Annotated in this window: 19 protein-coding genes; 9 read left to right on the forward strand and 10 right to left on the reverse strand. The window is 63.3% G+C overall.

The features are described 5' to 3' along the window. Positions 1 to 88: 88 nt before the first annotated feature. The 4 genes from tilS to cysS all read right to left on the reverse strand — a co-directional run bounded on the left by tilS (position 89) and on the right by cysS (position 4791). On the reverse strand, positions 89 to 1507 hold the full coding sequence (tilS, locus tag M1D44_RS08900) for a tRNA lysidine(34) synthetase TilS (RefSeq protein WP_316853781.1): 1419 nt from the start codon (positions 1505 to 1507) through the stop codon (positions 89 to 91). Beyond that, positions 1476 to 2444, reverse strand: a complete 969-nt coding sequence (locus M1D44_RS08905; protein ID WP_112185186.1) for an acetyl-CoA carboxylase carboxyltransferase subunit alpha — start codon at positions 2442 to 2444, stop codon at positions 1476 to 1478. The genes tilS and M1D44_RS08905 overlap by 32 nt, the downstream gene beginning before the upstream one ends. A gap of 86 nt (positions 2445 to 2530) precedes the next feature. Beyond that, positions 2531 to 3415: a DNA-3-methyladenine glycosylase family protein gene (locus M1D44_RS08910; protein WP_316853782.1), complete on the reverse strand. Its 885-nt coding sequence runs from the start codon at positions 3413 to 3415 to the stop codon at positions 2531 to 2533. Next, positions 3400 to 4791, reverse strand: a complete 1392-nt coding sequence (cysS, locus tag M1D44_RS08915; protein WP_316853783.1) for a cysteine--tRNA ligase — start codon at positions 4789 to 4791, stop codon at positions 3400 to 3402. The genes M1D44_RS08910 and cysS overlap by 16 nt, the downstream gene beginning before the upstream one ends. A 254-nt stretch (positions 4792 to 5045) precedes the next feature. Here cysS and M1D44_RS08920 point away from each other — a divergent pair, with 254 nt between their 5' ends. Genes M1D44_RS08920 through M1D44_RS08935 form a run of 4 tightly spaced genes read left to right on the forward strand, consistent with a single transcriptional unit; the run spans position 5046 to position 7684 of the window. Beyond that, a complete protein-coding gene (locus M1D44_RS08920; protein ID WP_024976007.1) occupies positions 5046 to 5696 on the forward strand; it encodes a tetratricopeptide repeat protein in 651 nt (216 codons plus the stop codon). 55 nt (positions 5697 to 5751) lie between these two features. Further along, positions 5752 to 6333 (forward strand): peptidylprolyl isomerase, encoded by a 582-nt coding sequence (locus M1D44_RS08925; RefSeq protein ID WP_024976008.1) that lies wholly within the window; start codon positions 5752 to 5754, stop codon positions 6331 to 6333. 29 nt (positions 6334 to 6362) lie between these two features. Continuing rightward, complete coding sequence (locus tag M1D44_RS08930; RefSeq protein WP_024976009.1) at positions 6363 to 6869, forward strand: peptidylprolyl isomerase; 507 nt, start codon at positions 6363 to 6365, stop codon at positions 6867 to 6869. Continuing rightward, on the forward strand, positions 6866 to 7684 hold the full coding sequence (locus M1D44_RS08935) for a UDP-2,3-diacylglucosamine diphosphatase (RefSeq protein WP_316853784.1): 819 nt from the start codon (positions 6866 to 6868) through the stop codon (positions 7682 to 7684). The genes M1D44_RS08930 and M1D44_RS08935 overlap by 4 nt, the downstream gene beginning before the upstream one ends. 22 nt (positions 7685 to 7706) lie before the next feature. Here the strand turns inward: M1D44_RS08935 and cysE are convergent, their stop codons facing one another. Further along, positions 7707 to 8453 carry a serine O-acetyltransferase gene (cysE, locus tag M1D44_RS08940; protein ID WP_024976011.1) on the reverse strand — a complete coding sequence of 249 codons (747 nt, stop codon included), beginning with the start codon at positions 8451 to 8453 and terminating at the stop codon, positions 7707 to 7709. Between the two features lie 147 nt (positions 8454 to 8600). Continuing rightward, positions 8601 to 9485 (reverse strand): RNA methyltransferase, encoded by an 885-nt coding sequence (locus tag M1D44_RS08945; protein WP_428984231.1) that lies wholly within the window; start codon positions 9483 to 9485, stop codon positions 8601 to 8603. A gap of 134 nt (positions 9486 to 9619) precedes the next feature. Between M1D44_RS08945 and M1D44_RS08950 the strand changes: the two genes are divergently transcribed. Further along, positions 9620 to 10432, forward strand: coding sequence for an inositol monophosphatase family protein (locus M1D44_RS08950; protein ID WP_009238457.1), 813 nt, complete (start codon positions 9620 to 9622; stop codon positions 10430 to 10432). A gap of 66 nt (positions 10433 to 10498) precedes the next feature. On the opposite strand, the gene M1D44_RS08955 is transcribed toward M1D44_RS08950, so the two are convergent. Together M1D44_RS08955 and M1D44_RS08960 are read right to left on the reverse strand one after the other, a co-directional pair. Beyond that, positions 10499 to 10957: a DUF2846 domain-containing protein gene (locus tag M1D44_RS08955; protein ID WP_024976013.1), complete on the reverse strand. Its 459-nt coding sequence runs from the start codon at positions 10955 to 10957 to the stop codon at positions 10499 to 10501. Then, positions 10954 to 11322, reverse strand: coding sequence for a hypothetical protein (locus M1D44_RS08960; RefSeq protein WP_428984669.1), 369 nt, complete (start codon positions 11320 to 11322; stop codon positions 10954 to 10956). Before M1D44_RS08960 ends, M1D44_RS08955 begins: the two co-directional genes overlap by 4 nt. A 349-nt stretch (positions 11323 to 11671) precedes the next feature. Here M1D44_RS08960 and M1D44_RS08965 point away from each other — a divergent pair, with 349 nt between their 5' ends. Both M1D44_RS08965 and M1D44_RS08970 read left to right on the forward strand, forming a co-directional pair. Continuing rightward, entirely contained in the window at positions 11672 to 12376 is a 705-nt protein-coding gene (locus tag M1D44_RS08965; RefSeq protein ID WP_316853786.1) for a glutamine amidotransferase, read from the forward strand. Beyond that, positions 12373 to 13077 carry an MOSC domain-containing protein gene (locus M1D44_RS08970; RefSeq protein ID WP_316853787.1) on the forward strand — a complete coding sequence of 235 codons (705 nt, stop codon included), beginning with the start codon at positions 12373 to 12375 and terminating at the stop codon, positions 13075 to 13077. The genes M1D44_RS08965 and M1D44_RS08970 overlap by 4 nt, the downstream gene beginning before the upstream one ends. Positions 13078 to 13089: 12 nt before the next feature. On the opposite strand, the gene M1D44_RS08975 is transcribed toward M1D44_RS08970, so the two are convergent. Both M1D44_RS08975 and M1D44_RS08980 read right to left on the reverse strand, forming a co-directional pair. Continuing rightward, positions 13090 to 14907: a methyl-accepting chemotaxis protein gene (locus M1D44_RS08975; RefSeq protein ID WP_316853788.1), complete on the reverse strand. Its 1818-nt coding sequence runs from the start codon at positions 14905 to 14907 to the stop codon at positions 13090 to 13092. Positions 14908 to 14981: 74 nt separating this feature from the next. Continuing rightward, positions 14982 to 16838: a methyl-accepting chemotaxis protein gene (locus tag M1D44_RS08980; RefSeq protein WP_316853789.1), complete on the reverse strand. Its 1857-nt coding sequence runs from the start codon at positions 16836 to 16838 to the stop codon at positions 14982 to 14984. Positions 16839 to 17077: 239 nt separating this feature from the next. On the opposite strand from M1D44_RS08980, the gene M1D44_RS08985 reads away from it, so the two are divergent. Then, a complete protein-coding gene (locus M1D44_RS08985) occupies positions 17078 to 17971 on the forward strand; it encodes a LysR family transcriptional regulator (RefSeq protein WP_316853790.1) in 894 nt (297 codons plus the stop codon). 195 nt (positions 17972 to 18166) lie between these two features. Then, positions 18167 to 19039 (forward strand): GumC domain-containing protein, encoded by an 873-nt coding sequence (locus M1D44_RS08990; protein WP_316853791.1) that lies wholly within the window; start codon positions 18167 to 18169, stop codon positions 19037 to 19039. Positions 19040 to 19063: the final 24 nt, after the last annotated feature.

Genomic DNA, 19063 nt, shown 5'->3' on the forward strand with positions numbered 1-19063 from the left:
GATCTGGAGGAGGCGGAGCGGTGCAAAAGCCTTTGAAAATACAGCAATTTGCATCGATCGGCAAGCAATCCGCCAGTGACGATGTGTGTCAGGAGGCACTCTCCCCCGTCGCTGACCACGTGATTTCCCAGCCAGCGCCGCCATGCGTGGCCGCCCGGTTCATCCCCAACCCCGCCGCAAATACGAGCACTTCGCCCGCATACAGGAGCGGCAAACGCTGGCGTCCCCAGGCAGGAATGCCGGCCTCCTGATACGCCTGTTTGAGCGCGCGGGACGGCCCCCCAGGGCGCAGTACGATACGTTCTCCACCGCGGCGGGACTCCAGCGACAGCGGCGCCTGCAAGGTTTGCACCGCAATGCCATCGCTTGCCACGGGGGCAAACAGCAGCGCCCCACCCCATGCGGCCACATTCACGCGTTGCTCAGTTCGATGCTCCGGCTCGAACGCCGTCGCCCCAATGGGTACCGCGACCGGCTCCGATGCATCGTTGGCGCCAGCGTCGAGCCATGCAACGCCGCGGTAGCGCCTGACTTCCCCCGTCGGCAATTGAATGCGCAGCGCACCGTCGTCTCGCGCATCAATCAGTTGCGTACGCAGATCCTCGAGGCGCCGACTCGACAGCGCACGCATGCCCGCTTCCGCCAACCACGCTCGCAGCACCACACGCTGGCGCGGCTCGGACAGCGCAATCAACGCCACCACATCCAGGCCATCCGCGGAAGCGATCTGCATCAAATCGGCCTGTGCAATCTCGTCGATCAGCGCGGCCGCATCCGCCAGATGCGTCGCGCTGCGCGACAGCGCTTCGCGATACGCCGGGAAATGATCCGCCATGCCCACAAGCAGCGGACGCAACGCATTCCGTGCGTAGCGCGCGTCGGTGTTGGACGGATCCTCGACCCAGCTGAGCGCGTGCGTATGTGCGTACAGCTCGATCTCGCTGCGCGGCGCATCGATCCACGGACGCAGCAATGTGACAGTGCCCGCCCGAGCCATCGGCATGGCTGCGAGGCCGTCGAGGCCAGCGCCGCGCATCAATTGCAGCAGCACCGTTTCGGCTTGGTCATCCTGATGATGCGCCGTCAGCAGAATGGAGGCGCCTGTTTCCGCGCAAAGCGCTTCGAGCGCGGCGTATCGGGCTTCGCGCGCCGCTTGCTCAACGCCCTGCCCCGCATCGACCGCCACATGGACGCGACGCGCATGAAACGCGACGCCAGCTGCTTCTGCCATGCGTTGGCAGGCGCATTCCCAGACATCGGCATCGGCCTGCAAACCGTGATGGATATGCAGGGCAACGAGCTGCACGCGTGCGCCCGAATCACGCCACGCAGCACTTGCGTGCAGCAGCGCGGCGGAATCGCGCCCGCCCGACAGGGCAATCGCCACGATTGGCGCTTCGGCCCCGCCAGAAGCAACAAAGGCCGCACACGCGGCAACGCGTTGTGCGACCTTGTTGACGAGCTCAGCCGACGAATCAGCGAACTTCGGTTTCCTTGAACTTGCCATAAGCCATCAGGCGCTCGTGACGGCGCGTCTGGAGTTCCGATGTCTTCATGCCCTGGAACTGGCGCAGCGATTCGGCCAGCGCGCGCTTGAGCATCGTCGCCATGTTCTTCGGATCACGGTGTGCGCCGCCCAGCGGCTCGTTGACGATCTTGTCGATCAGGCCCAGAGCCTTCAGACGATGCGCGGTCAGACCCAGTGCCTCAGCGGCTTCCGGTGCCTTCTCTGCGGTCTTCCACAGGATCGATGCGCAGCCTTCCGGCGAGATCACAGCGTACGTCGCGAACTGCAGCATGATCACGGAATCGCCCATGGCGATGGCCAGTGCGCCGCCCGAACCGCCTTCACCGATGATGGTGGCGATCAGGGGCACCTTCAGGCCGGCCATCACAAACAGGTTGTGACCGATGGCTTCGGATTGACCGCGCTCTTCCGCATCAATGCCTGGGAATGCGCCCGGCGTATCGACGAACGTGAAGATCGGCAGGCCGAACTTGTCCGCCAGCTCCATCAGGCGCTTGGCCTTACGGTAACCCTCGGGCTTGGACATGCCGAAGTTGCGCAGCGCGCGCTCCTTCGTGTCGCGGCCCTTCTGGTGACCGATCACCATGCAAGGTTGACCATTGAAGCGCGCCAGACCGCCCACGATCGACAAATCATCGGCGAAAGTGCGATCACCGTGCAGTTCGTGGAAGTCGGTGAAGATCTCGCGGACGTAATCGAGCGTGTATGGACGCTGCGGGTGTCGGGCGATCTGCGCGACCTGCCATGGCGTCAGGTTGGCGTACAGATCTTTGGTGAGCTGCTGGCTTTTCGAAGCCAGGCGGGAAATTTCTTCAGAAATGTCGACAGCGGAATCGTCTTGCACGAAGCGAAGTTCTTCGATCTTCGCCTCAAGTTCTGCGATCGGCTGCTCGAACTCCAGGAAGGTTGTTTTCATGGATCTTCTGAAAGGCTCTTGAAGGCGCGCATTCTACCGGATTTTGACCGCCCGGCGACGCGCTCCGTTTCATCGAAATGAACAGCTCAATAGGTGGTTGCCGTATCGAGGCTGCGCCACATATACCAAGTCGCCACGGTGCGCCAAGGTTCCCAGTTGGCGGCAACTTCCCGCGCTTCGCTGCGAGTGACGGGTTCGCCACTGAAATAATTCTGTGAAATCGCGTTGATGAGTCCGATGTCGTCCAGCGGCAGCACATTCGGACGCATCAGGTTGAACATCAGGAACATCTCGGCCGTCCATCGACCGATGCCCCGGATTTGCGTCAACTCAGCAATCACATCCTCATCTTCCATCTCGGCCCATTTGGCGACGTGCACGGTGCCGTTACGAAAGTGATCGGCCAAGTCAAGGATGTATTCCGCCTTGCGCTTGGACAGGCCGCAACCCGCCAGCTTCTCCTGGCCGGCGCGCAAAAACTGCGCAGGCACGAGCTTCGGGCACACAGCCACGACCCGTTCCCACACCGACTGCGCTGCCTTGACCGAAATCTGCTGCCCGACAATCGACCGCGCCAGCGTGACGAATGGGTCGCCGCGGGAAGCCAAGTGCGCCGGACCATACGTCGGGATGATCTTGCGCAGGATACGGTCACGCTTCATCAGGTCTGCGCAAGCTTCTTGCCAGTATTCGGGCGGGCCCGAAAGCACCACTTCCGCCGGCACAGGCAGCGCCTCGTTGGTGGCGAGCGTTTCAGGCAGCGGTACCTTGCTCGCAGGCGCGCGTTTGGTCGGCGCCTTGGCAGCCTTGATCGGCGCACTCCTGCCGGCGACCGTCTTGCTCGCCACACCGTCGACTTTCCTGGCGACCGCTTTTTTGGCAGCCGGCACCTTCACCGCCGGCGCTTTCTTGGCGGCTGTGCTGCGCACTACGTTGGCTTTCTTGGCCAGCGCGTTCATGCGCGTCTCCATTCGGTCAGGCCGCCCGGTTTGTCTTCCAGAACGATGCCGGCGGCAAGCAACTCGGCACGGATGGCATCAGCGCGGGCGAAATCGCGGGCGGCCTTGGCCGCGCGGCGCTCTTCAATACGTGCGTCCACTTCTGCAGCGTCCAAGCCATCGGCCGACACGCCGCCCTGCAGGAACGCGTGCGGATCGCGGCCCAGCAGGCCCAGCACACCGGCCAGCGCAGCCAGTTGATTGGCCAGCTCGGGCGAGCGTGTCTTGTTCACCTCGCTCGCCAGTTCAAACAGCACCGACACGGCGACCGGCGTGTTGAAATCGTCGTTCATCGCTTCGAGGAAGCGCTTGCCGTGCGATTCGCTCCAGTCGGGCTGGGCGCCAGCCGACGCAGGCACGTCCTTGAGTGCGGTGTACAGGCGCGTAAGCGCATGGCGCGCGTCGTCAAGATGCGCGTCGCTGTAGTTCAAGTCGCTCCGATAGTGCGAGCGCAGGATGAAGAAACGCATGACCTCCGCGTCGTACACCTTCAGCACGTCACGGATGGTGAAGAAGTTGCCGAGCGACTTCGACATCTTCTCGTCATTCACACGCACGAAGCCGTTGTGCATCCACGTGTTGACGAACGTCTTGCCGGTCGCGCCTTCGGACTGGGCGATCTCGTTTTCATGGTGCGGGAACTGCAGATCGGCGCCGCCGCCGTGCAGGTCGAAATGTTCGCCCAGCAGTTCGCAGCTCATCGCCGAGCACTCGATATGCCAGCCTGGGCGGCCCTCCCCCCACGGCGAGGCCCAGCGCGACTCAGCAGGCTCGTCAGCCTTGGCGGATTTCCACAGCACGAAGTCGAGCGGATCCTGCTTGGCATCGTTGGCTGCCACACGCTCGCCGGCACGCAGGTCTTCGAGCGACTTGCCCGAGAGCTTGCCGTAACCGGGGAACTTGCGCACCGCGTAGTTCACGTCGCCGTCGGTAGCCTGATAGGCGAGGCCATTCGTCTGCAGCCTGCCGATCATGCTCAGCATCTGCGGCACGTATTCAGTGGCGCGGGGCTCGTGGTCGGGGCGCTGCACGCCCAGCGCATCGGCGTCTTCGTGCATGGCGGCGATGAAGCGGCCGGTGAGCGCACTCATCGTCTCGCCGTTCTCGACCGCACGCTTGATGATCTTGTCGTCGATGTCGGTGATGTTGCGCACGTAGGTCACCTCGTAACCTGCCGCGCGCAGCCAACGCTGCACCATGTCGAACACCACCATGACCCGCGCATGCCCGACGTGACAGTAGTCGTACACCGTCATCCCGCATACGTACATGCGCACGCGGCCGGGCTCGATGGGGACGAACGTCTGTTTCTCACGCGCGAGCGTGTTGTAGATCTTGAGTGATTCCATGAAGCGGTGTCGGGAGACTCAGCGCGCCGCGCATGCGAGGTACAACGTTGCGGGGCGGACCAAATTGGAGGCAATCGGCGCCGGCGCGGCGCCTGCAAAACTAGCGGCATATCTTACCGGAACTGCGCTGACGAGGCGGCCTGCCTGTGCGTCTGGCATGCTCCCCGTCAAGAACCTCCCCCGGCGCGCAAGGCCGCTGCTGCGCACAAAGACGGTTTGTTAGAATGCGGCGGAGTATAACGGAACCGATTCTCATGAACAGACCGCTGCGTCAGACCGCTGCAACCCTGGCTTGCCTGCTTGCCATGTCGGCGGCACCGGCCTTCGCCCAGACCGCCGGCTTCGCCTTGCCGGCCGATTTGATGCCCAGCACGCAGCAAGCGCCGCAGGTCGCGCGCCAGAAGCGCATCGACGACGCGTTGGCCAAGAAGCAATACACCGAGGCACTGGCCGAGCTGGACAAGGACGTCGCCTCCCAGCCGCGCAACGCGCAGGCACGCTTCCAGCGCGGCGTGGCACTTGCCGGCCTGGGCCGCGCCGACGATGCCATCGTGGCTTTCAGCCAGATGACGCAGGATTTTCCGGAGCTGCCCGAGCCGTACATCAACTTGGCTGCGTTGTATGCCGAGCGCGGCGAACTGCTCCGCGCCCGCGACAGCCTGATCATGGCGAACCGCGTGGCGCCGGAAAATGCGCTGGCGCAATCCAACCTTGGTGACGTCTACGTCCGCCTGGCCGCGCAGTCGTATCAGAACGCGATCAAGCTGAACCCCAAGAATGCCGCCGCGCGCGCGCGTCTGGATGCCCTGCCCGATCTGCCGGGTGTGCACCCTGCGTCCAAACCCGCCACGACCACGCTGCCTGCAGCCAGCGGCGTGAGTGCCAAGCCGGCGAAGCGTCAATAAGAAGAAGACGCGGCCGATCCTGCTTTTCCCACCCCCCAGTTCTCTCTTTCTGACCATGCTCCGTATTCGCTCCCTCTTTGCCGGGCTCGTGTGTGCACTGGCCGTAACCGCCACCGCAGCCACGGCAGCCACCGCGTCCGCGCCACGCGTCCAGTTCAAGACGTCGATGGGTAACTTCACCGTTGAGGTGTATCCGGACAAGGCACCCAAGACGGTCGCCAACTTCCTGCAATACGTGAAAGACGGCTTTTACAAGGGCACGATCTTCCACCGCGTGATGGATGGCTTCATGATCCAGGGCGGCGGCTTCACGGCCGACATGAAACAGAAGGACACTCGCCCGCCGGTCGAAATCGAATCGAAGAACGGTCTGAAGAACGACAAGTACACGATCGCCATGGCGCGCACCATGGACCCGAACTCCGCCACCGCGCAGTTCTACGTGAACGTGGTGGACAACAACATGCTCAACTACCCTGGTCAGGACGGTTACGGCTATACCGTCTTCGGCAAGGTGGTCGATGGCACCGACACCATCGACAAGATCAAGGCGGTGGAAACCACCACCAAGTTCCCGCACCAGAATGTGCCTGTGAAGCCGATCGTGATTGAATCGGCCACCGTCGTCTCCAAGTAACGCTTTTTGCCCCACCCAAGGAATTCACTATGACCCAAGTCAAGCTGCACACCAACCACGGCGACATCACCCTGGCGCTGGACGCTGAGAAAGCACCCAAGTCGGTTGCCAACTTCGTCGCCTATGTGAAGGATGGCCACTACAACGGCACGGTGTTTCACCGCGTCATCAAGGGCTTCATGATCCAGGGCGGCGGCTTTGAGCCGGGCGAAAAGATGAACCAGAAGCCCACCAAGGCGCCGATCGACAACGAAGCCAACAACGGCCTGAAGAACGAGCGCGGCGCCATTGCCATGGCACGCACCAATGATCCGCACTCGGCCACCGCCCAGTTCTTCATCAACACGGTCGACAACGACTTCCTGAACCACACCTCCCCGACGCCGCAAGGCTGGGGCTACGCCGTGTTCGGCAAGGTGACCGAAGGCATGGACGTGGTCGACAAGATCCGCTCGGTGCGCACGGGCAACCGCGGCTTCCACCAGGACGTGCCGATGGAAGACGTCATCATCGAAAGCGCCGAAGTGATCGAATGATCGACGCAGCGCACGCCTCACAGGCCTCCGCGCTGAAGACACCGGTCCGGGTTTCCGGGCCGGTGTTTTTTATTTCGGATCTGCACCTGACGGCCAGCATGCCGGCCACCGCCGCCGCGTTCGAGCGCTTCCTGCGCACACGCGCCCGCGAGGCACGCACGCTCGTCATCCTGGGTGACTTCTTCGAATACTGGGTCGGCGATGAAGAATTGGCTGATCCGTTCCACCAGCACATCGCCGGCCTGCTCGCAGAGCTTTCAGCGGCCGGCACGCGCGTGCTGTTCATGCATGGCAATCGCGACTTCCTGCTCGGCAAGCGCTTCTTGAACGCCGCGCACGCTACGCTGCTACCTGATCCCACCGTGCTGGAAGCGGATGATGGCCAGCGCATCGTGCTTGCCCACGGCGACGCCCTCTGCACGCGCGACACGGCCTACATGCGCTTTCGCCACTGGACGCGCAAGCGCTGGGTGCAGCGGATATTTCTGTCGATGCCGCTGCGCTGGCGGCTGAAGATCGCGCAGAAGATGCGCGCAGAGAGCGAAGCCGGCCGCGCCATATCCGCCAATGTCGCCGGCGAGCCCCGCGCCGCCGCGATGATGGGCGACGTCGCACCCGAAACGGTGGACGCGCTGCTCAAGGCATCAAACACATCCACGCTGATCCACGGCCACACGCACCGACCGCAATTGCATCACGAGCCGAGCGGCAGCCGCTGGGTACTTTCCGACTGGGATTTCGATCAAGCGCAACCGCGCGGCAGTTTCCTCAAACTGCAAGACGGCGCGCTGACGGTCGAGCAAGTGACGACATAAGCTGTCGCCACCGGCCCTTTGCTTACTTGAGCATCCGCTTCAGTTCGCTGGCATCGAACGGATCGTTCGGCGAGTTTTCCAGGTGTGCGCCCAGCCGATCGAGTGCAGAAAGAATCGACTCGATGCGCTCCTGCTGAAGCTCGCTGTGGTCGATCAGCCGTTTGAGCGCCAGCGATACCGGATCGTCCGCATCCGGCGTGATGCCGTAAGCAGAAAACTCCTGCTTGAGCGCAGACCGGGCCTCGGTAGCGACATCGCGTTCGATGATGCGCGCTGGAATGCCAACCGCCGTTGCGCCCGGCGGCACCGGCTTGAGCACGACCGCGTTGGACCCAACACGCGCCCCATCCCCGATGACAAAGCCGCCGAGCACCTTGGCACCCGCGCTCACCACCACGCCCTTGCCGAGCGTCGGATGCCGCTTGGCGCCCTTGTAGAGCGACGTGCCGCCCAGCGTGACGCCCTGGTAGATCGTGCAGTCGTCACCAATTTCGGCCGTCTCGCCAATGACGACGCCCATGCCGTGGTCGATGAACACGCGCCGGCCAATTGTCGCGCCGGGGTGGATCTCGATGCCTGTGAGGAAGCGGCCGAGGTGAGAGAACCACCGCCCCAGCAGTCGGAAGCCGCCGTGCCAACACGCATGCGCGATCCGATGGACGATGATGGCGTGCAGACCTGGGTAGCAGGTCAGCACTTCCCAGCGGCTGCGTGCGGCCGGATCTCGCTCCATGATGGCGCCGATATCTTCGCGAATGCGTGTGAACATCTTGAGGTGTGTGGATCGTTATATCTATGTGCGCAATGCGCTGAGGGCAGTGTAAGGCATTGCCTTACCGCGCTGCGGCAAGGGTTTTAACCAGACATGCAGGGGATGCCGCCCGTTTTGATCAACAACGGGCGGCGTTCAAGGTGATCAGCGACAGTCGTCGGCTGCGCCGGTGGGCGGCGTGGCTGCTTCGGCGTGGCGGCCGAGCATGCGCTTGGCGATCCCGCGCAGGATGTTGACTTCTTCAGCCTCCAACTGCGTGCGGGCAAACAGACGTCGCAGGCGCGGCATCAGCTTTTTCGGCTGGGCGGGGTCGAGAAAGCCAATCTCAACAAGACCCTGCTCCAGATGTTCGAACATTCCGTCGATCTGCTCGGCGGTGGCCGGCTCACCGACAAAGCCGACGCCTTCCATGCGGGTGTCCCCCGTGCCGGTGCCGGCCAGCAGCGCCATACGGACTTCGTACGCAATCAACTGCACCGCCTGCGACAGGTTCAACGAGGCATACGCCGGGTTGGCAGGGATGTGCGTGACCACGTGGCAACGCTCCACCACCTCGTTGGGCAAACCAAATCGCTCGTTGCCGAAGACGAAAGCGACGGTGGTGTCCGGGGCGGCCAGCAATGCGGCCGCTTCTTCTGCAGCGGCACGCGGGCCGATGCGACGCGGCCCGAATTCGCGCGGGCGGGCGGTGAGCGCAATGGTGAGCGAGGCACCGGCCAGCGCCTCGCCAACGTCGTCGACCACGCGGGCGGCGGCCAGCACATCGTCGGCGCCGCTTGCCATGGCAACGGCATCGGCGTGGCGTTGGGCGTCGGGCTCGCGCGGGCGCACGAGCAAGAAGCTGCCGGGCTCGCCGAACCCCATCGTCTTGAGCGCACGTGCCGTGGAGCCGACATTGCCGGGATGGCTGGTCTCGACCAGCACGAAACGGCACCGCGCGGCGCGCTGGCGCAGCGTTTCCGGGTCGGTAGGAGTTGTGTTCGACGTGCTCATTGGCGCAATTCGCGGGGCGCCTGGGGCGGGGTTCATATACAATACGGCCACTCTTTTGACGGCGGGCAGGATCGCGAGATTGGCCCGCCGCTCGTTCTTCTACAATTCGTTGTGTTGTTTCGCCTGCGGCCGCTTCCGAAAAATCGGCGCGCCAGGCGCGGAGATCCCACATGCATCCGATGCTCAATATCGCCGTCCGGGCTGCTCGCAAGGCCGGCACCGTCATCAACCGCGCGTCCTTCGACGTCGATAGCCTGCGCACCGAGCGCAAACAACACAACGATTTCGTCACCGAAGTCGACCGCGCAGCTGAAGCGGCGATCATCGAAGTCATCAAGACTGCCTACCCCGATCACGCGATTCTAGCGGAAGAGTCCGGCCAATCCTGGGCCGACGGCGAAACCGCCAGCGAAAACGTCTGGGTGATCGACCCGCTGGACGGCACCACCAACTTCATCCACGGCTTCCCGCAATATGGCGTCTCGATCGCGCTGATGCAGCGTGGCGTCGTCACCCAGGCCGTGGTGTACGACCCGACGCGCGACGAACTCTTCACCGCCTCCAAGGGCGCCGGCGCGTTCCTGAACAACCGCCGCATCCGCGTCACGCGTCGCGACAAGCTGGCCGACTGCCTGATCGGCACCGGTTTCCCCTACCGCGATCTGGAAGGCCTGTACGACTACACCCGCCTGTTTGCGACCATGACGGAAAACTGCGCCGGCCTGCGTCGCCCAGGCGCCGCCGCGCTTGACCTCGCCTACGTCGCCTGCGGCCGCCTCGATGGTTTCTTCGAGCAGGGCCTGAGCAAGTGGGACATGGCAGCCGGCTCGCTGCTCGTGACGGAATCGGGCGGTCTAGTGGGCAACTACACCGGCGAATCGGGCTACCTCGACCAGGGCGAAATCCTGGCCGGCAACCCGAAGGCCTTCGTGCAGATGATCAAGTTCACCTCGCCGTTCTCGCGGTCGAAGGCTGAGGCTTGATCGCTGCTAACCGGTAGCTGCCAATAAAAAAGCCCGCGCGAAGCGGGCTTTTTTTTACCTTCCGGCTTACTTCTTGGCGACCGGCGGCTGATTGGGCGCAAAGCTCAACGACGGAAGTTCGGCCTGTGCCTTTTCCGGTGTTTCAAGCTCCGGCACCACGCGACCGACAATCAGACCCAGCGACGGCGACGTGCGCACGTACTTTGTCTCACCGGCGTCCAGCGCGAAGCTCAGCGTCTTCTCGGTCTCGGTGGCCGTTGACACGACATACTTCCCAGCCGGTCGGTCAACGAAGAAGAAGCCGCCCGGTTTGGATTGACCGACCACTTCGTTGTTCAGCTTGATGTCCGGCTGCAGTGCCGCGCCCATCAGCGACGACGAGCGGAAGAAGTACACGCGTCCCTGATCCTGCTTGATCGTCGGAATCGACGAAGCCATCTCGGAATACTTCACGCCTGAGGCACAACCTGCCATCAGAACCGTGATACCGATGGCCGAAGCCAATGCGCGCAAAACTCCCTTCATTGTGATTCTCCTGTTGTGATGGATACAGCCGTGGAAAGCGGGGAGAACGCCTGCTCACCGGGCAGGTAGAACCCGACCAGACGTTGACCGGCAATGACGAGATAGGCCTCATGGACTTGTCGGCCTTCAATCGTGAAGATCGTACCGACTGGGCGGTAGACGGCACCTTGCGGCAGCGTACCGACCCGCTGCCAGTTTGAGCCGGCCGCAAGCGTGCGTGTATAACCAGTCTCCAGGCGGATCTCTGTTGCCGATTTCAGTTGAATCCGCGACGGCCCAGTCCCGTTGTCGTTGGCCAGCGCGGCTGGCGCGGTAGATACCATCGGCGCGCAGGCGCCCAGGCAAGCCACGGCAATGCATGCCATAGCCCAATGCAGCATTGGCTTTCGCACAACTCCCTCCAGAATTTTCTTATCGGTACCGAGGCGGCACTCTGTGGGAAGCGATCTTAATAAGATGACGCGAGACTGGCATCCCCTCGAATGAGGTTTTTCGTGGGGGTTGCAATGCACGTTACTAACAACCGATATAAGCAACACTTAGTCGGTATGTTAGAGCCGATGCCGTCGACCCTTTCACGCTGGGCGCAGGGCGCCACCGCGGTCACACCCGCAGCTCCCAAAGCCCAGAGACAAACCCTCGCCAGCCACACGGGTTTTGCGAGCCGCGCCCGTCATTCACAATGTGCTTCGCCTTCAACCGCCATCGCCTGCTATGAAAACCGCCCTCGCCCTGCGCCACGTTCCGTTCGAGCATCTCGGCATCCTGCAGCCGCTGCTGGAAGCGCGCGGCTACACCGTGCGCACCGTGGACGTGGGCGTACAACCCGTGCCGGCCGACGACATGGCCGCGGTCGATTTGCTGATCGTGCTGGGCGGGCCCATCGGCGCGTATGACGATGCAACGTATCCGTTCGTGGGCGATGAAGCCGCCGCCATCGCGCAGCGACTGGCCGCACGCAAGCCGTTGCTTGGTATCTGCCTGGGGGCGCAGTTGATGGCACGGGCGCTCGGTGCGGCGGTCAAGCCGATGGGCGTGAAGGAGATCGGCTTTGCGCCCATCACGCTCACGGCCGAAGGCGCAGACTCACCGCTTGCGCCGCTGGCCAATGGCACACCGGTGCTGCACTGGCACGGCGACCGGTACGACTTGCCGCCGGGCGCGCAACGGCTGGCATTCACGGCAGTCTGCGCAGAGCAAGCCTTCGCCATTGGCACCCACGCCCTGGGCTTGCAATTCCATCTGGAGGCAAATCTGGAGGAGCTGGAAGCGTGGTTGATCGGGCATGCGGCGGAGCTCGGTGCGGCAGGCATCGACCCACGCGCGCTGCGTGCGCAGGTGCCTGCGCTTGCGGGGCGCCTGTCGCAACGCGCACGCGAGGTCTTCAACGCCTGGCTGGATCGCGCGGAGGCTGCATGACGCTGCCCGGCCCCATCCGCATCGACGCCCTCCTCACCGGGCGCGCAGTCGACTACACGCGCCCTGGCTCGCGCAGCGCCATCGATAAGCGCCCCGTGAGCGACGTAGTGAAGGTGGACATCAACGGCATTGTCGTTGATGAGCAAGGCGATCTGGGTGTGCACGGCGGCCCCGACAAGGCAATCCACCACTACCCGTTCGACCACTACGCGGCCTGGCAAGCGGACATTGGCGCGCAGCCCGTGCTCGCACAGCCCGGCGCTTTCGGCGAGAACCTGAGCACGACGGGCATCATCGAAACCGACATCTGCGTGGGTGACCGCCTGCGTGCAGGCAGCGTGGTGCTGGAAGTGTCGCAACTGCGTCAGCCGTGCTGGAAGCTCAACGACCGCTTCAACGCGCGTGACATGGCGCGCCGCGTGCAAAACACAGGGCGCACAGGTTGGTACTACCGGGTGTTGGAAGGCGGCACACTGCGCGCGGGCGATGCGCTGGAATGGCTCGAGCGCCCATGGCCACAATGGCCGCTGGCGCGTGTGCTCGACGTGCTTTACCGCAACATGCTCGATCGTGCGGCGCTGGCCGACATGCTGACGCTGCCGCTCACGCCGTCATGGCGCAAGCTGGTGGAGGGCCGCCTCGCACGCGGCGAGGTGGAAAGCTGGGCCAAACGCATCGATGGCCCAGCGCTCGATGCCTGAATTCTCAACCGATCAGAACGTTTCCCAGTCGGCGTCGGAGCCGCCACCGGCCACGGCCAGAGGTTGCTTGCGGGCGGCAGCGGGAGCAGAAACGGCGGCGGCGGGTGCGACCGGCGCAGACGTCGCCGGCTGAGCAGCGATCTTCGGTTCACGCTTGCGCAGAGCCGCGCGCACGGGCTTGGCCGCGCCGACCGGCTTTGTCACGCCCTTGGCCGCAGGCTTGGCAGCCTTCTCAGGTTTCCGCTCGGCCATCACGGCGGTCTCTGCCCCATCCAGCCGGAACTGCGACACCACCTGCGTGAGGTTCTGCGCCTGCTCTTCCAGCGACTGCGCGGCGGCGGCCGCCTGTTCGACCAGCGCAGCGTTCTGCTGCGTCACCTGCTCCATTTCCGTCACGGCTTGGCCGATCTGCAGGATGCCCTGCGTCTGCTCGGCCGATGCGGAAGCGATGTCTTCAACGATATTGGCGACGCGGCGTACGGCTTCCACCGTCTCGGTGATGGTCTCGCCGGCCTGCGCAACCTGCGTGTGGCCCGCTTGCACGCGCGATACCGAATCGTCGATCAGCGTCTTGATTTCCTTGGCCGCGGCAGCACTGCGCTGAGCCAGCGCGCGCACTTCGCCAGCCACCACGGCAAAGCCGCGACCCTGCTCGCCGGCGCGAGCGGCCTCCACGGCAGCGTTGAGCGCCAGGATGTTGGTCTGGAACGCAATGCCATCAATCACGCCGATGATGTCGGCCATCTTGCGTGAGCCCGCGCTGATGTCATCCATGGTGGCCACCACGCCGCGCACCACGTCGCCGCCGCGCGAAGCCAGGTCTGCTGCGTTTGACGCCAGCGCGCTGGCCTGACGGGCGTTCTCGGAGTTGTTGGTCACGGTGGAGGTCATCTGCTCCATGCTCGCGGCAGTCTTCTCCAGCGAGGCCGACTGCTGCTCGGTACGCGTGGACAGATCGAGGTTGCCGCTGGCGATTTCGTGCGCGCCGGTGTTGACCGAATCCGAGCTGTTGCGCACCTGGCGCACGGTGTTCACCAAGCTCTCGCGCATGCGGCCCACGGCGGCCAGCAGCCGGCCGAGTTCATTGCGACCACCCGTTTTGACATGGACGGCCAGATCGCCTTCTGCCACACGGCTCAGCACGGTCACGGCTTCGTTGAGCGGCGTGATCACGAAAGCCTTGAGCCCGTAGAACACTGCCACGATCAATGCGAGCGCCATGGCAATACCGAGCGCCACAAACTTGAGGATCGTTTCATAGCGCGCGCGGCCATTGTCGGCCTCGTCCTTGGCCAGCTTCTTGACGAGCTGCTGGAAATTCTCGATCTGCACCGACCACGCCGCACCGGTATCGGTCACGTCCTTGTAGTTGATCGGGGCATAGGCTGCGGCATCACCGGCGCGCAAGGCCGCGAGAGCGCGCTGCACGGCTTCGATGTGCGTCTGTGCGGCCTGGACGATCGCCTGGTGCAGCGAATCGTCAACACCTTCGATAGGCGGCGCATTCTTGAATGATTCCACCTGTGCGATGGACTTCTTCAGGCCTTTCTCGGAGCTGGCAAGCGCTGCCGTCTTGGCCGCCTCATCCATGTTCTCGCGCAGCACGCTGTACAGGCGCGACATGCCGGTGCGCGCACGCTGCATGTCCTTGTACGCGTCATTCAACAGCATGCTGCGGTCGGAAATCTCATGCACGCGCTCGGTGGCAGCGTTGGTGGTGCGCAAGGCCAGCACACCCACCGCCGCCCCGACCACGATCATCAGTGCAAAGGTGATCAGAATCGCCAGCAGGCCAGCGCGTACGCTGGTGTTCTTCAAAATGCGGTCCATCTTGTCTCCGGAATCCGGGCAGGCAAGCACGCGACTGCGTGCGTCAAATCAACGAGGTGAAAGTCAATCGCGGATCAGAACGTTTCCCAGTCCGAATTGTCTCCGGCGGCCACCAGCGGCTTCGCTTTGGTCAGGCTTGCCGGTATGACTGCCGGTGCGGGCGCACTCTTCTCGGCTCGGGCGACCGGCTTGGCCGCCGCCTTGCGCAGCACAGGCGGCTTGCGCGAGGTCAGCCTGGGCTTGGCGGCATCGGTGCTCGGCTTGGCGGCATCGCGGCGCGGTGCTTCGCTCTTGGGTGCTACCGGCGCTGCAATTGCGACCGGCTTGACCAGCGCAACAACCGGCTCAACCTTGGCCACCATGGTCGGAGCGCGCAGCGCGTGCGCATCGAGGCGGAATTGCGCCACCACCTGCGTCAGGCTCACCGCCTGCTCTTCGAGCGATTGCGCGGCCGCGGCGGCTTCCTCGACCAGCGCGGCGTTCTGCTGCGTGGCGTCGTCAAGCTGCGTGACGGCGTGGCTCACTTCTTCAATACCCGAGCGCTGTTCCTGGCTCGCGGACGAAATCTCGCCAACGATGTCAGTCACGCGCTTCACGCTCGCAACAATCTCGCGCATGGTCGTGCCGGCCTCTTCCACCAGCGCGCTGCCCGCATCCACGTTGACGACGGAATCGTCGATGAGCGCCTTGATCTCCTTGGCGGCAGCGGCACTGCGCTGCGCAAGGCTGCGCACTTCACCGGCCACCACGGCAAAGCCGCGGCCCTGCTCGCCGGCGCGGGCGGCTTCCACCGCGGCATTCAGCGCGAGGATGTTGGTCTGGAAAGCGATGCCATCGATCACGCCGATGATGTCGACGATCTTGCGCGACGATGCGTTGATCGAGCCCATGGTTTCCACCACGCGCGTCACCACATCGCCGCCGCGCACGGCCACATCCGAAGCGGACGCGGCCAGTTGGTTGGCCTGCTGGGCGTTGTCGGCGTTCTGCTGCACGGTCGACATCAACTGCTCCATGGCCGAAGCCGTTTCTTCCAGCGAGCTGGCCTGCTGTTCGGTGCGCGACGACAGATCGAGGTTGCCGCTGGCGATCTCGCGCGTGGCGGTGCCGATGGTTTCCGAGGCGCCCTTGATGCGGCCGATGGTCTGCACCAGCGCGCCGCGCATGCGGCTCATCGCGTAGAGCAGGCTGTGGTTGTCATCGGCACGGGTGGCGATCTCGACCGTCAGGTCGCCACCGGCGATGCGGTTGGCTACATCGGCTGCATAGGCAGGGTCGCCGCCAAGCGTGCGCTGCAGGCTGCGGTTCGCGACGCCGCCCAGCAGCAACAGCAAACCACCCACCAGCACCAGCAGGCCGCCAGTCTGGTACAGCGAAGTCATAAACGCGGCGTTGATGTCATCCATGTAGACGCCGGTCGAGAAGACCCAGTCCCAGGGCTCGTAGCGCATCGCGAAAGCCGTCTTGGGCACCGGCTCCGTGCCACCGACTTTCGGCCACACATAGCTGGTAAATCCACCCTTCGGGTTTTTGGCAGCGTTAGTCAAGCCCACGTAGACGGCATTGCCCTGCGCATCCTTGAAGCCGGATTGGTCCTTGCCGATGAACTCAGGCTTGATCGGGTGCATCACCACCACGTTGTTGGAGCTGGTGATGGTGAAGTAACCGTCCTTGTCGTAGCGCAGCGCCTTGAAGCGGTCGAGCGCCTCCTTCTGCGCGGCGTCTTTGCTCAACGTGCCGTTCTTGGTCAGATCGTCGTACTGCTTGACCAGGTTCATGGCCATGGTCGTCACGCTGACGAGGTTGTTCTTGCGCTCCTCCACGCGGATCTCGCGCGCCTGATACGCGTTGAATACCGAGATCAAGGTCAGCGCGACGAGGCTGATGACCAGCGGCAGCCAAAGCTTTTGGCGAAAGCTGAGCTTGCTCATTCCAGAGTCTCCGGATGTGGAACCGCCAAGCGCCATTTGCGCAAACGCGTTCCCACTATGGTTTTAGGGGTCCGGATGGTCTATCGGCAGGCAGACCGCCAATCTTGAGGGGGCGCACCCACGCGAGCAGCGACGGCGCTGCATTTGCGCCCCAGCAGAGCTGGCCGCCGCCGGCAGCGATCTTTGCAAATGGCGCCACATTAGGCAGAATTCTCTTGATTTGGAATTGACAATCGACAATGAAAACCACGCTCGAAGAACTGCTCGCCTTTCGTACCGTGGTCGATACGGGCTCCGTCACGGCGGCCGCCGAGCAGCTCGGGCAGACCGTGTCGGGCGTGAGCCGCGCGCTGCGCCGCCTGGAAGAGAAGCTGGACACCACCCTGCTCTCGCGCACCACGCGGCGGCTGGCGCTCACGGACGAAGGCGCGACATTTCTGGCGCAGGCACGCAGCATCCTCGCCGCCGTCGACGAAGCGGAGGAGCAGATCGCCCTGCGCCGCCAACAGCCCGCCGGACGCCTGCGCATCAACGCTGCCATGCCGTTCATGCTGCATGTGGTGGCGCCGCTGGTGCCGGACTTCCGCGCGCAGTATCCGCAGATTGACCTGGAGCTGAACACCAATGACCTGATCATCGATCTGCTGGAAGAAGACACCGACGTGGCGATCCGCATCGGCACGCTGCGCGATTCCACCCTGCGCGCGCGCCTGCTCGGCACGCGGCGACTGCGCGTGCTGGCGAGCCCCGCTTATCTGAAAGCGCACGGCCGGCCCCGCAACGTGGACGACCTGCAGAAACACGCCCTGCTCGGTTTCGTGCAGCCGGAATCGCTGAACCTGTGGCCCCTGCGCGGCACGCACGGCGACCGACTGCGTGTCGAACCCACGCTCAAGGCCTCAAGCGGCGAAACCTTGCGCCAGCTCGCACTGCAAGGCACGGGCATCGTCTGCCTGGCCGATTTCATGACCGCTGAAGACCGGCGCACCGGCGATCTCGTGCAAGTGCTTCCGGACGCCACGGTGGAGGTGCTGCAGCCAATTCACGCGGTGTACTACCGCAACACGCAGTTGGCTTCGCGGATTGCGTGCTTTCTCGACTTTCTGGAAGCCCGTTTGATCGAGACCTTATGAGGTTGCGTACGTTGGTATGCCACAATTTAGCGCTTGACCGCAGTGCAATGTTGCGTTTGCAGCACACATTGCCGGAGGGCGTTACTTCCCTCATCTAGATTCGCGTGAGCGCTCAGCCGCCCCCACAGGACACAATGGGCAAAACCATTGAAATATACTGCGCGCCTAAACTTGGAACCCACAACTCAAACCAGTATGACGATCAGTAACGAACCCCTCTCTTCGCAGTCTGACAAGAGTCTGCAAGAGTTGATCACTTTCCTGCGCAATCACTCCATGCGCATCTTCTTAGCGGGCGTGATTGGGGGGGTCATAGGTGCATCACTTTTCCTCACTCTACCCAAACGTTGGGAAGCAACGGCGCTGTTCCAGGTCGGACAGATCAACTTCAGCAGCAAGAATGCCCCCGTTTCAATCGAACCTGTCCCTCAAGTTGTAGAGCGAGTCAAGACCACCGCATTCGCGGATGACGTCTTCCAACAAATGTTCGGCGACTCGAATGCAGCCGCATCCGAAGCTGCGCTTCTGCGCAACACTTTGACAGCCAAAGCCCTCCCGGGCACCTCTGTTGTACAGATTTCGGCTCAAGGGCACTCCCCCAAAATCGCAAGCGACTCGGTCACGATGACCATGCGGCTACTGGCTAGCGGCCATTCGCGAACCGTGGCAACAGCCGAGACCGCCTTCAAAGAGCAATTGTCAGAAGTCATCAAAGAATTGTCGCTGCGCAATCAAGTAACAACTGCGCTCCGTTCTCATCTCGCGACCACTACGACGTCATCCGCCTCCTCCACAGCAAGAAATGACTCGCTCTTGTTGACCTCCCTTGCATTGGCGGATAGCCGTACGGAAGAACTTGTAAAGCTGAAATTTGATCTGCAAGAGCAACTAAGTCCACTGCGGACGTTTCCCTCCAAACCTCTTCAGCAAACCGTCGTCTCGCGGGAACCCGTCTTCCCAAAGGCTTCGCTATTTATCGGAGGGGGCGCCCTGCTCGGCCTGTTCTTAGCGGTTCTTTGGGCCTTAAGTCGGGAGACCCCGAAATTTCTGAGGACCCAGTCGCAGTAGGGACATGAGAAAAAAGAACTAGGC

It is taken from the genome of Ralstonia sp. SA306 (assembly GCF_054792405.1).

What these genes read in the sequence shown, in the direction of transcription:
- M1D44_RS08975 (WP_316853788.1), bottom strand. Translation starts at nt 14,907, where the DNA reads ATGGACCGCATTTTGAAGAACACCAGCGTACGCGCTGGCCTGCTGGCG.
- M1D44_RS08905 (WP_112185186.1), bottom strand. Translation starts at nt 2,444, where the DNA reads ATGAAAACAACCTTCCTGGAGTTCGAGCAGCCGATCGCAGAACTTGAG.
- M1D44_RS08965 (WP_316853786.1), top strand. Translation starts at nt 11,672, where the DNA reads ATGAAAACCGCCCTCGCCCTGCGCCACGTTCCGTTCGAGCATCTCGGC.
- M1D44_RS08990 (WP_316853791.1), top strand. Translation starts at nt 18,167, where the DNA reads ATGACGATCAGTAACGAACCCCTCTCTTCGCAGTCTGACAAGAGTCTG.
- cysS (WP_316853783.1), bottom strand. Translation starts at nt 4,791, where the DNA reads ATGGAATCACTCAAGATCTACAACACGCTCGCGCGTGAGAAACAGACG.
- M1D44_RS08970 (WP_316853787.1), top strand. Translation starts at nt 12,373, where the DNA reads ATGACGCTGCCCGGCCCCATCCGCATCGACGCCCTCCTCACCGGGCGC.
- M1D44_RS08925 (WP_024976008.1), top strand. Translation starts at nt 5,752, where the DNA reads ATGCTCCGTATTCGCTCCCTCTTTGCCGGGCTCGTGTGTGCACTGGCC.
- M1D44_RS08985 (WP_316853790.1), top strand. Translation starts at nt 17,078, where the DNA reads ATGAAAACCACGCTCGAAGAACTGCTCGCCTTTCGTACCGTGGTCGAT.
- M1D44_RS08960 (WP_428984669.1), bottom strand. Translation starts at nt 11,322, where the DNA reads ATGGCATGCATTGCCGTGGCTTGCCTGGGCGCCTGCGCGCCGATGGTA.
- M1D44_RS08910 (WP_316853782.1), bottom strand. Translation starts at nt 3,415, where the DNA reads ATGGAGACGCGCATGAACGCGCTGGCCAAGAAAGCCAACGTAGTGCGC.
- M1D44_RS08935 (WP_316853784.1), top strand. Translation starts at nt 6,866, where the DNA reads ATGATCGACGCAGCGCACGCCTCACAGGCCTCCGCGCTGAAGACACCG.
- M1D44_RS08980 (WP_316853789.1), bottom strand. Translation starts at nt 16,838, where the DNA reads ATGAGCAAGCTCAGCTTTCGCCAAAAGCTTTGGCTGCCGCTGGTCATC.
- M1D44_RS08920 (WP_024976007.1), top strand. Translation starts at nt 5,046, where the DNA reads ATGAACAGACCGCTGCGTCAGACCGCTGCAACCCTGGCTTGCCTGCTT.
- cysE (WP_024976011.1), bottom strand. Translation starts at nt 8,453, where the DNA reads ATGTTCACACGCATTCGCGAAGATATCGGCGCCATCATGGAGCGAGAT.
- tilS (WP_316853781.1), bottom strand. Translation starts at nt 1,507, where the DNA reads ATGGCAAGTTCAAGGAAACCGAAGTTCGCTGATTCGTCGGCTGAGCTC.
- M1D44_RS08930 (WP_024976009.1), top strand. Translation starts at nt 6,363, where the DNA reads ATGACCCAAGTCAAGCTGCACACCAACCACGGCGACATCACCCTGGCG.
- M1D44_RS08950 (WP_009238457.1), top strand. Translation starts at nt 9,620, where the DNA reads ATGCATCCGATGCTCAATATCGCCGTCCGGGCTGCTCGCAAGGCCGGC.
- M1D44_RS08945 (WP_428984231.1), bottom strand. Translation starts at nt 9,485, where the DNA reads ATGAACCCCGCCCCAGGCGCCCCGCGAATTGCGCCAATGAGCACGTCG.
- M1D44_RS08955 (WP_024976013.1), bottom strand. Translation starts at nt 10,957, where the DNA reads ATGAAGGGAGTTTTGCGCGCATTGGCTTCGGCCATCGGTATCACGGTT.